Source organism: Salmonella enterica subsp. diarizonae (genome assembly GCF_008692785.1).
Taxonomy (GTDB): Bacteria; Pseudomonadota; Gammaproteobacteria; order Enterobacterales; family Enterobacteriaceae; genus Salmonella; species Salmonella diarizonae.
Genome location: NZ_VXJV01000002.1, coordinates 228005 through 241160 on the forward strand (window position 1 = coordinate 228005; position 13156 = coordinate 241160).

Annotated in this window: 10 protein-coding genes; 3 read left to right on the plus strand and 7 right to left on the minus strand. The window is 52.1% G+C overall.

From position 1 onward, the window contains the following. Positions 1-7 precede the first annotated feature (7 nt). Positions 8-1183 (minus strand): mannose-6-phosphate isomerase, encoded by a 1176-nt coding sequence (gene manA / locus F4V72_RS05115; protein ID WP_053529763.1) that lies wholly within the window; start codon positions 1181-1183, stop codon positions 8-10. A gap of 199 nt (positions 1184-1382) precedes the next feature. Here manA and fumB point away from each other — a divergent pair, with 199 nt between their 5' ends. Both fumB and fumC read left to right on the plus strand, forming a co-directional pair. Further along, complete coding sequence (gene fumB / locus F4V72_RS05120; RefSeq protein ID WP_053508056.1) at positions 1383-3029, plus strand: class I fumarate hydratase; 1647 nt, start codon at positions 1383-1385, stop codon at positions 3027-3029. 167 nt (positions 3030-3196) lie between these two features. Next, positions 3197-4600 (plus strand): class II fumarate hydratase, encoded by a 1404-nt coding sequence (gene fumC, locus F4V72_RS05125; protein WP_070801200.1) that lies wholly within the window; start codon positions 3197-3199, stop codon positions 4598-4600. Here the strand turns inward: fumC and tus are convergent. From tus to rstA, 5 genes are all read right to left on the minus strand, one after another. After that, positions 4597-5526: a DNA replication terminus site-binding protein gene (gene tus, locus F4V72_RS05130; RefSeq protein WP_053529760.1), complete on the minus strand. Its 930-nt coding sequence runs from the start codon at positions 5524-5526 to the stop codon at positions 4597-4599. The genes fumC and tus overlap by 4 nt on opposite strands. Positions 5527-5600: 74 nt before the next feature. Continuing rightward, the gene (gene rstB, locus F4V72_RS05135; protein WP_053529759.1) at positions 5601-6902 is read right to left on the minus strand and encodes a two-component system sensor histidine kinase RstB; all 1302 of its coding nucleotides are present in this window, start codon (positions 6900-6902) and stop codon (positions 5601-5603) included. A 111-nt stretch (positions 6903-7013) separates the two neighbouring features. Then, positions 7014-8720: an amidohydrolase gene (locus F4V72_RS05140; protein WP_136058260.1), complete on the minus strand. Its 1707-nt coding sequence runs from the start codon at positions 8718-8720 to the stop codon at positions 7014-7016. Positions 8721-8871: 151 nt separating this feature from the next. After that, positions 8872-10023 (minus strand): porin OmpS2, encoded by a 1152-nt coding sequence (gene ompS2, locus F4V72_RS05145; RefSeq protein WP_023249061.1) that lies wholly within the window; start codon positions 10021-10023, stop codon positions 8872-8874. Between the two features lie 471 nt (positions 10024-10494). After that, positions 10495-11229: a two-component system response regulator RstA gene (rstA, locus tag F4V72_RS05150; RefSeq protein ID WP_023249059.1), complete on the minus strand. Its 735-nt coding sequence runs from the start codon at positions 11227-11229 to the stop codon at positions 10495-10497. 126 nt (positions 11230-11355) lie between these two features. On the opposite strand from rstA, the gene F4V72_RS05155 reads away from it, so the two are divergent. Next, on the plus strand, positions 11356-11691 hold the full coding sequence (locus F4V72_RS05155; protein ID WP_079836385.1) for a GlpM family protein: 336 nt from the start codon (positions 11356-11358) through the stop codon (positions 11689-11691). A gap of 61 nt (positions 11692-11752) precedes the next feature. Here the strand turns inward: F4V72_RS05155 and F4V72_RS05160 are convergent, their stop codons facing one another. Next, positions 11753-13135, minus strand: coding sequence for an amino acid permease (locus F4V72_RS05160; RefSeq protein WP_023249058.1), 1383 nt, complete (start codon positions 13133-13135; stop codon positions 11753-11755). Between the last annotated feature and the right edge of the window lie 21 nt (positions 13136-13156).

The window sequence follows — 13156 nt, forward strand, 5'->3', positions numbered from 1 at the left end:
TATGTTGCTACAGCTTGTTATAAACACGCGCTAAACGGCCCGTGCCGCTGGCGTTAACCGGAGACTCATCCGCGCCGATAAAGGCAGATTCACCCGGCTTCAGTACCAGACGCTGTTCATCTTTCCGTAACACCGCCTCACCCTCAACGCAGAACAGAATCGCGGCGCTGTGTTGGCCGATGCTCGTCTCCTGAAGCGCCAGGTCGTGCAGTGAAAAGGCAAAGTCGTCAACCGGAATTGGGAAGTCCAGCTCCGCGCCGCTTTTCACCGGGGCAGTCAGCAACTCGCTGGCAGGTTTAGGTTCGAACTTCACGTTCGCGACCAGCTCAGGGATGTCGATATATTTTGGCGTAAGGCCAGCGCGCAGAACGTTATCGGAGTTCGCCATGACTTCCAGCGCAACGCCCTGCAAATAAGCATGAGGTGTTTCGGCAAACAGGAACATCGCCTCGCCGGGATTCAGTTTGACCACATTCAGCAACAAAGGAGAGAAAAGCCCGCTGTCGTCAGGATAATACTCTGAAATCACGCGGATCGTTTGCCACGGTTCGCCTTGCTGGCTGTTAAGTGCCGCTTTGAGTACGGCTAACGCGCGGGATTTTTCTTCGCCTTGCATATTCAACAGGCTGGCGAAAAGCTGGCTCAGACGTTCAGCGTTCGGCGCCTGCAAAAAGTGGGCGATAGCGGAATGCGCGCCAGCGATAGGTTGCAGTAAAGAGACAATGTCAGAAAATTCGCGGAACGCATTCATCGCCAGGAAAGGCGTCAGGGCAAAAACCAGCTCTGGTTTATGGTTAGGATCTTTATAGTTCCGCTCTGCGGCGTCCATTGGTATACCCGCCGCATTTTCTTTAGCGAAACCTATTTCGGAGTTGCGCTTATTCGGGTGCACCTGAATAGAGAGCGGCTGCGCGGCGCACAGTACTTTAAACAGAAACGGCAGTTCGCCGAAACGGTTGGCGACCGCTTCGCCCAGCAGGGCGGTTTTATTATTTTCGATGACGTCACGCAGGGAGACGGTTTCGCCGTGGGCAGTGGTGATTCGCGAGCTGCTTTTGGGATGCGCGCCCATCCAGAGTTCAGCCTGTGGCTGCTGCTGCGGATTTGCTATGCCATAAAGTTCCGTTAACGCAGTTTTACTTCCCCAGGCATAGTTTTGCACTGAGTTAATGAGTTTTTGCATTATCAAGCCCTGTTTCAATGTGGAAATCAATGGGAGGTATTAAACCAAGAAACCCGCATGAAGTAACCTCCGGGCGTAAAAAGTCGTACTTGTCTCAGTTTTTGTTAAAAAATTGTGTAGGATAGTGTAACTCGCTTTTAGTCGGGCAATGGAACACCTGCCCAGAGAATAACCATACCGAGCGGTAAGTGAGAGCACAATGTCAAACAAACCCTTCTTTTATCAAGACCCTTTTCCCCTCAAAAAGGACGCTACCGAGTATTACTTGTTGACCAGCGAACATGTTTCCGTCGCTGAATTTGAAGGACAAGAGATCCTGAAAGTCGCGCCGGAAGCGTTAACGTTGTTGGCGCGTCAGGCCTTCCATGATGCGTCTTTTATGCTACGTCCGGCGCATCAGCAGCAGGTGGCGGATATTCTGCGCGATCCGCAGGCCAGTGAAAACGACAAATATGTCGCGCTGCAATTCCTGCGAAACTCCGATATCGCGGCTAAGGGCGTGTTGCCCACCTGCCAGGATACCGGTACGGCCATTATTGTCGGCAAAAAAGGCCAACGCGTCTGGACTGGCGGAGGTGATGAAGCGGCGCTGGCTCGTGGCGTGTATAACACCTATATCGAAGACAACCTGCGCTATTCGCAAAACGCGGCGCTGGATATGTACAAAGAGGTCAATACCGGTACCAACCTGCCGGCGCAGATCGATCTCTACAGCGTCGATGGCGATGAATATAAATTCCTCTGTATCGCTAAAGGCGGCGGATCGGCGAATAAAACCTACCTCTATCAGGAAACAAAAGCGCTTTTGACGCCGGGTAAGCTCAAAAATTATCTCGTCGATAAGATGCGTACGCTGGGCACTGCCGCCTGTCCGCCGTATCACATTGCGTTTGTCATTGGCGGCACCTCGGCGGAAGCGAATCTGAAAACCGTTAAGCTGGCCTCGGCAAAATACTATGATGCGCTACCGATCGAAGGAAATGAACACGGGCAGGCATTCCGCGATATTGAGCTGGAAAAAGAATTGTTGCTTGAGGCGCAAAATCTTGGCTTAGGCGCGCAGTTCGGCGGCAAGTATTTCGCTCACGATATTCGTGTTATCCGATTGCCGCGTCACGGGGCATCGTGTCCGGTAGGTATGGGCGTGTCCTGCTCCGCGGATCGAAATATTAAAGCGAAGATCAACCGGGAAGGGATCTGGATCGAGAAGCTGGAGCGCAATCCCGGTAAATATATTCCAGAGGCGCTGCGCCAGGCGGGAGAGGGCGAGGCGGTGCGCGTTGATCTTAACCGTCCCATGAGCGAGATACTGCAACAACTGTCGCAGTATCCGGTATCAACGCGCCTGTCGCTGAACGGCACGATTATTGTAGGCCGTGACATTGCGCACGCTAAACTGAAAGAGCGGATGGACAGAGGCGAAGGTTTGCCGCAGTACATCAAAGATCATCCTATCTATTATGCGGGGCCGGCAAAAACGCCGGAAGGTTACGCCTCCGGGTCGCTTGGGCCGACTACTGCAGGGCGGATGGACTCCTATGTTGATCAGCTCCAGTCGCAGGGCGGCAGTATGATCATGCTCGCGAAAGGCAACCGTAGCCAGCAGGTAACCGATGCCTGTAAGAAACATGGCGGCTTCTACCTGGGCAGTATCGGTGGCCCGGCAGCCGTCCTGGCGCAGGGCAGTATCAAGCGCCTGGAGTGTGTGGAATATCCTGAACTGGGCATGGAGGCTATCTGGAAAATCGAAGTGGAGGATTTTCCGGCCTTTATTCTGGTGGATGATAAAGGCAACGATTTCTTCCAGCAGATTCAGACATCGCAGTGCGCACGCTGCGTTAAGTAACATTGCCGCCCTGCGGGGCGGTAACATTATTCGCTATTTTGCCGGAGGGCGGCGCAAGCGCTTTATCCGGTCTACACCGTTGTGTTGTTATCGTTAATACTCATAAGACCGCAAACATGTGGGCAATGTTGACACATGACCTCATCAACTTGAGTAAGGAGCAGGTAATGGTAACGGTACGCCGCGAGAAAGATTCAATGGGCGCGATTGAAGTCCCGGCAGATAAACTGTGGGGGGCGCAGACTCAACGTTCGCTGGAACATTTTCGGATTTCCACGGAGAAAATGCCCGTCTCGCTCATCCACGCGCTGGCGTTGACCAAGCGCGCCGCTGCGAAGGTCAACCAGGATTTAGGGTTGCTGGCGGCGGAAAAAGCCAGCGCGATTATCCAGGCGGCTGATGAAGTGCTGGCGGGAAAACATGCTGATGAGTTTCCGCTGGCGATCTGGCAGACCGGGTCCGGTACGCAAAGCAACATGAATATGAATGAAGTGTTAGCGAACCGCGCCAGTGAAATTTTGGGTGGCGTTCGCGGTATGGAACGCAAGGTGCATCCCAATGATGACGTCAATAAGAGTCAAAGCTCAAACGATGTTTTCCCAACCGCGATGCACGTAGCGGCGTTGCTGGCGTTACGCGAACACCTCATCCCGCAATTATCCGCATTAACGGATACGCTTCGCGATAAATCCCACGCTTTCGCCGATATTGTCAAAATTGGCCGTACTCACCTGCAGGATGCGACGCCGCTCACTTTAGGCCAGGAGATTTCCGGTTGGGTAGCTATGCTGGAACATAACCTCAGGCACATTGAGCACAGTTTACCGCATGTCGCGGAACTGGCGCTCGGCGGAACCGCAGTGGGGACAGGGCTCAATACCCACCCGGAATATGCCCGGCGCGTCGCCGAGGAACTGGCGATAATTACCGCTGCGCCGTTTGTTACCGCCCCCAATAAATTCGAAGCGCTGGCAACCTGTGACGCGTTGGTACAGGCGCATGGCGCATTAAAAGGACTGGCGACCTCGCTCATGAAAATCGCCAACGATGTTCGCTGGCTGGCGTCCGGCCCGCGCTGCGGCATTGGCGAGATTGCTATCCCGGAGAATGAGCCAGGGAGCTCTATCATGCCTGGTAAAGTGAACCCGACCCAGTGTGAAGCGGTAACGATGTTATGCTGCCAGGTGATGGGTAACGATGTGGCCATCAATATGGGGGGCGCATCAGGCAACTTTGAGCTCAACGTGTATCGTCCGATGGTTATTCATAATTTTCTGCAAACGGTGCGCCTGCTGGCCGATGGCATGGAGAGTTTCAATAAACACTGTGCGTCAGGAATCGCGCCAAACCGCGAGCGTATTACGCAGTTGCTGAATGAGTCGCTGATGCTGGTCACTGCACTCAATACGCACATTGGTTACGATAAAGCGGCGGAGATTGCGAAGAAGGCGCATAAAGAAGGGCTGACGCTCAAAGCCTCAGCCGTGGCATTAGGGTACCTTAGCGACGCGGAGTTCGACGCCTGGGTACGTCCGGAGTTGATGGTTGGCAGTATGACGCCGGGACGTTAATCCGCCACATACAGGTGCAGTCGCGGGATAATCAGTCGCAGCGGCTGCGCCTGTGGTTTAAAACGGTGCTGAATATTATCTGCGTCATAGTTTTCCAGCCCGCCAATATCCGGCGCGCCAGCGCCATTGTCCGTGTTGATTAACGCGATAATCGGCGTGGGGCAGGCGTGTTGCACCTGTTTCTGCTGGCCTTTATACCAGATGCGGGCGATCGGCTGTACTTTAACCGGGCGCTTAATCTTGAGTCGGGCCTGCTGCGGTAAGGCGGCGATATCCTGATATTCCCGTTCCAGCTTGAATTGCCATTGTTCGCGCGTCCACGGCGGGACGCTACGAGGCGACGCGAGGCTTTTTTTCAACTGGCTCAGAACCTCATCCCGGCTTAAGTTTTTAATAATATGTTTATTTGCCCAACCGAAACGTATGGTGGCGGGGTTATTGATAAGCGTCAGCGTGCGGTAAGCGTTCAGCGTAATTAAGCCGGGTAGATGCCGATGCACCCACTCAAAACGTGCCGCCGAGGGAAGGCCGGACTCTACCGTAACCATCTGCTCGAAGGTGGTTTTCAACTGGTTAATGCGTTGTACCTGATTTTCCAGATCTGACTGCGTTGCATTATCCACTTGATAGCATAAGACGCCAGGCAGGCGGACGGCGGCTTTACTGCTGCGGTTTTCGGACTGCTGTTGAATAAACAAATGACGATAGTGACGTAGCGCCAGCGTTTCGGCCTCTTTCCCCAGATGTTGCGTCACCTCGATAGTGTCCAGCGGCGCATGTTCCGCCTCTTTGGTCACCTGAGGCAGTGAAAAGACACGGGCGATAAGTAGCGAATGCTGTTGTAGATTATCCGTCAGCACCGCCAGGTGTTGTTCTATCTGGCGAAAAGTGCCATTCAGGCGTTCAACGAGATCGTAGCGGGACATTGTATCATTCACTTTAGTTACAACATACTATCTGTATAGCACAATTTCCGCAGCTCAACCAGCGTGCAAAAAAGTCAGGCAGTGGTCATACCGGGAATCGCGTGCCAGACCGGCCAGCGAAAGCTAAATTTTGCGCCACCCAGTTCGCTATCGTCACAGGCGACGCTACCGCCCATCGCCAGCGCGATAGAGTGTACGATGGCGAGCCCAAGCCCGCAGCCGCCTGTCGCACGGTCTCTACTGGGGTCGAGTCTGACAAAAGGTTCAAATACGCGCTCTCGCGCATCCGCCTCAATGCCGGGGCCATCATCTTCGACTATCAGCGTTGCCTGACTACCGTCGAGTAACAGACTGACCTGAACGGTGGTACGACTGTAGCGCAGCGCATTATTCAGCAGGTTATCCAGTACTCGCGCCATTAACCGCATATCAAGCGCGCCATAATCGCCGGTTACACAGATAAGAAGGTTTACGGCGCGTTCCGGGTTCACGCTCTGCACATCCTGCAAATGCGCGCTCAACCAGGCGGGGAGATCGGGTTCGGTCAGCATCAGTTCATTTTGTGGTCGGTCAAGGCGCGCATAGGTGAGCAGCTCTTCAATCAGCGCTTCCAGTTGACCAATATCGCGATTGAGCGCCTGTGATTCCGGCTGTGTCAGATTTTCACTCATTTCAAGCCGATAGCGTAAACGTACCAGCGGTGTGCGAAGCTCGTGGGCGATACCGTCAATCAACTGTTTTTTACTGGCGATCAGGGCATTAATATTATCCGCCATCTGGTTGAACGCTACGCCGAGACGTTCGAAACTGGAGCCATTATCGAAATGCAGGCGTTCAGTCAAATGACCCTCGCCAAAGCGCTGCGCGGCGGATTCGAGCCTGAGCATCTCTTGCCAGTGCGGGCGCATCCAGATAAACACAGGAAAGGCGAGAGAAAACGCGATGAGTGCCATTAAGGCGATATCCAGCAGTCGCATTTGATGCAGGAAATAGAGATAGGGAACAGGGCCGACTGCCAGGACGTAATGGCTGCGCGGGATACGCTGAATAAAGGTGTATTGCTCGTCAAGCGCGACAATATCGCCTTCACGCAGTCGCTGAGTGGTAGCGGCATCAAGCTTATAGTGATTTAACGGTTCAACGCGTAAATCGAAAGAGAGGTTCAGGTCCATCTCTTTCAGCGTTTTCCCCCATTCACGCGGCGGAATTTCCCGCAGTTCGCTGCGCATTAGATAAAGCGAACTTTTCATCAGATCGTCAAGCGATTGTCTGCCCGCGCGTTCGGCGGTGAATTTGTACACCAGCCCGACCAATAATGTCATGACCAGAAAACAGACGAACAGCAAAAGGTAAAACTGCACAAACAGCTTTTTCATCAACACCCACCGGATATCAATACATTAACTCTATCGCGGCGCTGGCGGAAAAGATTTCCCGTCAGTGCCGTTGGTGGGTTATAAAAGCAGGCTTTGCGTCAACTGACAACCTCATTGTCCGGTGTTAAGGTCCGGACTTTCGTGAACAATGCGTCCATCGACAAGCGTCAAAAGAGCGCGGATGGTATCAATTCTGTCTTCCGGCATCGTCATAAATGGCTGATTGAGTACCGCCAGATCGGCCTGTTTGCCGATGCTAAGCTGCCCTCGGTTTTGTTCGGCAAAGGTGAGCCAGGCGGCATGGCGTGTATATAACGTTAGCGCTTCCAGACGCGTGAGCCGTTCGCTGGCGGGTTTACGCACGGAACCGCCTGATGCTATGCCCGTGATATGATATTCAATAGCGTGCCAGACGCCGGCAATGCCAATACGCGTCGAATCGGTGCCGCCAGCCACGACAAGCCCTTTATCCAGCGCCAGTCGAACCGGCGGCGAATTGTCTGTCGCGTAGGGTGGGTTGGCGTCGCGGATGGCAAGCCCCTCAAAGTAAGGCCCCATTTGCACAGTGTATGCCAGGCCCAGCTTACGCATTCGTTCAAGTGTCTGTGGCGAGCCGGTATTCAGATGCGCAATAGACCAGCGGAGAGGGCGCAGATCGTACTGCTGCGCTACCTGCTCAAAAATCGTCAATATCGTGTCGGCGCTGTCGTCGGTATAAGCGTGGATCTCAAGCGGTATTCCCCGTTTTGCCGCAAACATCGCGACCTGGCGAAGTGCGGTTTTGTCCTGCTCTGAGGAAGAAAATCCTGGGGCCATCCGCACGCCGTCATTCATTCTGGCCACCAGGCTTTCCCCCAGACCAAGAAAAGCCAGTTGCCCATCATCGGCGCGCGGCGGGCGAAAGGCCATGAGGTTGCTGAACCACTGCGCTTCATGACCTTTCGCTTCCGGCTGTACCGGAATGCGATACCCCACGCGCAGCGGTAAATCCCCCTGGTTTCGCATTGCAAATAATGGCTCATAAGCGGCGGCAGGTCCGGCAGAGGGGTCGATGATGCCGGTCACGCCGCGCGCGTTCATATCAGCGAAAAATTGCCGCAGACCGCCCTCATGATCGGCATCACTACTTATGCTGGCAAAAAGCTGGTTAAATGCGGCGATATCGCCAAATAATTTCCCTGTGGCGCTACCTTTTGCGTCGCGCTCTACGCGGATTCCCGCTAAATCAGGAGGAGGGGCGGCGTTAAGGCCAAGTACGTCTATACCGCGCTGATTCACCAATGCATAGTCGTAAAGATACTGGATATAAACCGGGTGTTCGGGAAGAGCGTGGTTAAGTTCGGCTACCGTCGGTGCCCGGTTTTCTGCAAATTGCGCTGGTATCCACGATCCCACTACGGCTACCCATTGATCGTGGGGACGACGGTTAGCGTCCGCGCGTAATTTATCCAGCGCGTCTTTAAGCGAAGGGCTGTCGTACCAGTAGGTTTCGAATGTCCAGGTTTGTCCGCCGCGAATGGCATGGATGTGGGTATCTGTCAGACCGGGTATCACGGTTTTACCCTGTAGATCGATGGTACGGGTATGGTTGCCGCGCCATTCATCTGTCGCCGTATCATCGCCAATCGCCACAATCCGCGAGCCGGAAATCGCCAGCGCGCTGGCCTGCGGCTGGGCATCATTCAGAGTGATGATATTACCGTTATGCAAAATAATATCGGCTGCGGGGCGGGCGGCGGTGGCTGCGCCTGTGGCCGTGAGCAGAAAAAGGAGAGCGGTTCTGGAAATCAGAGATGGGGCGAGACTGAGCATTAGCATGTTCCTTTTTTCGGGCGATGAGCAAAAGATATGGGGTGAACAAAAATTGTTCAATTCGTGCCCGGGGAACGGTGCGTTCTGTTTTTAGAACAGTAGTGACAAAAATAGAAAAGCCCGCCAAAATAGCGGGCTTGAGAATAATTAATAAAAATTAGAACTGGTAAACCATACCCAGCGCGACGATATCATCAGTGCTGATACCAGCATCTTTATAGAATTGATCGTCGTCATCCAGCAGGTTGATTTTATAATCAACATAGGTGGAGAAGTTTTTGTTGAAATAGTAGGTAGCACCTACGTCAGCATATTTAACCAGGTCTTTATCATCGCCATTAACGTTGTTATAGGTCAGGTCCTTACCTTTAGACATCAGGAAGGAAACTGCCGGACGCAGACCGAAGTCAAATTGATATTGGGCTGTAACTTCGAAGTTTTGCGTTTTGTTTGCTACGCCGCCAGCGTAACCTGCATCCGTTTTACCATAAGGCGTCATATTACGGGTTTCGGAATACATAGTGGCTAAATAGATGTTGTTGGCATCATATTTCAAACCTGCTGTCCACGCGTCAGCTTTGTCGCCGCCTGCAATAGTACCGCCGGCATTGACTTGCTCATTAGTACGATCGGACGTGGTATATGCAGCGCCTGCGCTGAAACCCATGCCAATATCATAGGTAGTGGAAATACCGAAGCCATCCCCATTATCGTAACGAATGTCGTCACCATCATTACGGTTATTGGTACCGATATTTACATCGTCAGCACTCTGGCTTTCATTTTTACCCTGATATTGCAACGCAAAGTTCAGACCGTCTACCAGACCGAAGAAATCAGCATTGCGATAGGTTGCCACACCGTTAGCACGGCCGGTCATATAGTTGTCGGCGTAAGTATAGGAGTCGCCGCCGAACTCTGGCAGCATATCGGTCCAGCCTTCTACGTCGTACAGGACGCCGTAGTTACGACCGTAGTCGAATGAACCGTAGTCACCGAATTTCAGGCCAGCGAATGCCAGGCGAGTCCAGGAATTAGCGCCATCGCCTTCGGAAGTGTTCGTCTGTACGTTATATTCCCACTGGCCGTAACCGGTCAGCTGATCGTTAATCTGCGTTTCGCCTTTGAAACCGAAACGAACATAGGTCTGGTCGCCATCTTTAGAAGAGTCATCAGAGAAATAGTGCAGGCCGTCTACTTTACCATAAAGGTCCAGTTTATTGCCGTCTTTGTTATAAACTTCAGCGGCGTGTACCGCGCCAGCAGCCAGCAGAGCCGGGATGACAAGTGCCAATACTTTTCTTTTCATTTTTTTATCCTTAAAAACTTAACTTTTTTGCAAAAGATTGAACTTCTACAGATTCGTTGAATCAAAGGCATCCTAATCCGAATAATATTATTTCAGCAAACGCTAACTTTTTTTATATGTTATTAATTAATACGAAAGTTACCGTTGGAAATGAATATATTTTATATGAATACATTAGTGACAATATATTCATATATATGATTTTTTTGGTTTCACATTTTGCGGGAAAAAACGGCAATATATTGAAAGGCAGCCATTCTATTATCAAATTTGTGAGTCGGCTTTGAGTTTTTTTATTTAAATTTGGGGGCAAAAACGACGTAATGCTGAAGCGCAGGGCTGAGAAAATGCTAATAAAGAGTCTGTTTCGACCAATAAAAAGCGCATTCATATATACGGTGTTTTTTTGAGTAGTGGCGGCGTGCATCGCCACTATAACTTGAGAAAGGCGGGTAAAACCTGACGGCTAATTTACTCCGTTGTCGTCTCGTCCCAGGCGTGAGGGGCAAAAAGATAGCCTTTATTGCGAATGGTCTTTATACGATAGGGTTCAGCAGCGCTATCCAGCAGTTTCTTACGCAGGCGAGAAATCGCCACATCCACGCTGCGATCCAGACCATCGTAATTGACACCGCGTAGCGTTTTTAGCAACGCGTCGCGATCCATAATTTGTCCGGCGTGTGTCGCCAGCTCCCAGAGCAACTCAAAATCGGCGGTAGAAAGCGATATGAGCTCGCCATTGAGCTGGACCGCCCGGTTAAGGGGATCGATGGTTAACGCGCCAAAACGCAGCGCTTTATGCGGTGTAAGCGCGCGCTCTTGTAGACTTTTTGTCTGTTGCGCCTGTTCGTTTTGCCGCAGGTGCAAGCGCAGGCGCGCCAGTAAAACGGCCGGAGGCGTAGTTTTGAGGATATAGTCACAGGCACCCATCTCCAGCGCCAGTATATGATTCATATCACTATCCAGCGAGGTGAGCAAGACAATCGGGCCTTGCCAGCGGTGGCGTAAGTCGCGGCATATCGTCATGCCATCTTTACCTGGAAGCATAATATCCAGTAAAACCAGATCGGGCTGAGTGGTGAGGATAAGATCCTCCGCTTGGTCACCACGCGGCTCAACAATGACATCAATATCATGTTTCGCCAGATAAGCGGCAATGAGAGAACCTACTTCAGCGTCGTCTTCAACAAATACAATGCGGTTCATATTATAAATGGAGAATAGAAAACGCCAACATACACCGCCTCTGTTTTCCCTTCCATAAATCTTTTCTAAACGAGAGCGGTTCCGTTATGCTACACGCTGTTGTTATTAACGTGTTAAGGCAAGGTAATGGGACTCGTGATTAAAGCTGCCCTGGGGGCGCTGGTTGTCGTATTGATTGGTCTGCTGTCAAAAACGAAAAATTATTATATCGCCGGATTAATCCCTCTGTTTCCAACGTTTGCGCTTATCGCGCACTATATCGTTGCCAGCGAGCGGGGCATCGACGCGATGCGTACCACCATCGTCTTTAGTATGTGGTCGATCATTCCTTATTTTATTTATCTTGCAACGCTATGGTATTTCAGCGGCGTGATACGCCTGCCTGTCGCGCTTGGTGGTGCGGTGGTCTGCTGGGGGCTAAGCGCGTGGCTGCTGATTTTTTGCTGGATTAAATGGCATTAATATTGGCAAAGACAGTGGTTTTCCCATCGTAATATCCGTATGTATTACGATGGGGAAGCATTTATCCCACCAGCATCCACGTAGCCGGAACCGCCGCGATCAGCAATAAACCAATCAGCACGACTTCCTGACGATTTAATACGTTGTCATGCTTGTGCGTCCGACGCGCATACAGGAAAACCAGTAATCCAGGCGCATACAGTACGACCGAGAGCAACAGGTGCATGGGGCCCGACGCGTATAACAACCATAAGCCATAAATACAGGCTCCGATACCTACCGCACGATGTAGGGGACGTGTTGCAATCTTCAGCAGAAATGCGCCGACCAGAAAGTAGGGCACCAGAATCATTTCTGACGCAATCGTCAATAGCGTATTGTAGTCCGAACCGGTAAGCCAGATCAGCACCAGACAGATTTGCACACAGATATTGGTGAGCCATAGCGACGCAGAAGGCGCGCCTTGAGCATTTTGTCGCGCGAAGATTCCCGGGAAGGACTTATAGGCTGCTGCCAGAAACGGCACTTCCGCCGCCATGATAGTCCAGCTTAGATAAGCCCCGCAGACAGACACAATCAGTCCCGCCGCAATAATAATTTCGCCCCACGGCCCCATCATTTTCACCATCAGACCGGCCATCGACGGGTTGCGCATCTCCGCCAGTTCCGGACGGGCGAGGACGCCAAGAGAAAGCAGCGTGACCAGGAGATATATTCCCAGCGCCGCGAGGACCGCCAGTAGCGTGGCGCGGCCTACATCGCGTTTATTTTTCGCTCGGGCCGAGACGACGACGGCACCTTCAACGCCAATAAATACCCACAGCGTAATGAGCATGGTGTTCTTGACTTGTTCCCATACAGGGATACCGAGTTCAACACCGGTAAAGTCCAGTGTGAAGGTATCAAGTTTGAACAACATGATAGCCAGCACAATAAACGCGCCGAGCGGCAACAGTTTCGCCAGAGTCGCGACCAGATTGATGCTGGCTGCCGTTTGTACGCCGCGCAGGATAAGGAAATGGACAATCCAGAGCAGGGCTGAAGCGCCGACAATAGCCTGCCAGGTATTACCGTCGCCAAACAGACGCAGCGCAGGCGTATCGGTAAAGAAACTCAGCGCTGAAAAGACAATAACTAAATACGATACGTTGGCGATGACCGCACACAGCCAATAGCCCCAGGCAGAACAGAAGCCAATGAGTTCGCCGAAGCCTTCGCGGGCGTAAGTAAAGATACCGCCGTCAAGTTCGGAACGAATACGCGTAAGGATTAACATGGCGAATGCCAGTAGAAGTATCCCTACGCCGGTAATGGCCCAGCCAATTAACAGCGCAGCCGGACTGGCAACGGCGGCCATATTCTGGGGCAGACTGAAAACACCTGCGCCAAGCATTGAGCTTAAAACCAGCGCGGTCAGCGCGCTCAGTCCCAGTTTTTTTTCCATCGGTATCCAGCTATAAAAATG

Bases quoted from the DNA above. Each gene is read 5' to 3' on its own strand.
- rstA (WP_023249059.1), bottom strand. From the start codon at position 11,229: ATGAACCGCATTGTATTTGTTGAAGACGACGCTGAAGTAGGTTCTCTC.
- manA (WP_053529763.1), bottom strand. From the start codon at position 1,183: ATGCAAAAACTCATTAACTCAGTGCAAAACTATGCCTGGGGAAGTAAA.
- tus (WP_053529760.1), bottom strand. From the start codon at position 5,526: ATGTCCCGCTACGATCTCGTTGAACGCCTGAATGGCACTTTTCGCCAG.
- fumC (WP_070801200.1), top strand. From the start codon at position 3,197: ATGGTAACGGTACGCCGCGAGAAAGATTCAATGGGCGCGATTGAAGTC.
- F4V72_RS05140 (WP_136058260.1), bottom strand. From the start codon at position 8,720: ATGCTAATGCTCAGTCTCGCCCCATCTCTGATTTCCAGAACCGCTCTC.
- ompS2 (WP_023249061.1), bottom strand. From the start codon at position 10,023: ATGAAAAGAAAAGTATTGGCACTTGTCATCCCGGCTCTGCTGGCTGCT.
- rstB (WP_053529759.1), bottom strand. From the start codon at position 6,902: ATGAAAAAGCTGTTTGTGCAGTTTTACCTTTTGCTGTTCGTCTGTTTT.
- F4V72_RS05160 (WP_023249058.1), bottom strand. From the start codon at position 13,135: ATGGAAAAAAAACTGGGACTGAGCGCGCTGACCGCGCTGGTTTTAAGC.
- fumB (WP_053508056.1), top strand. From the start codon at position 1,383: ATGTCAAACAAACCCTTCTTTTATCAAGACCCTTTTCCCCTCAAAAAG.
- F4V72_RS05155 (WP_079836385.1), top strand. From the start codon at position 11,356: ATGGGACTCGTGATTAAAGCTGCCCTGGGGGCGCTGGTTGTCGTATTG.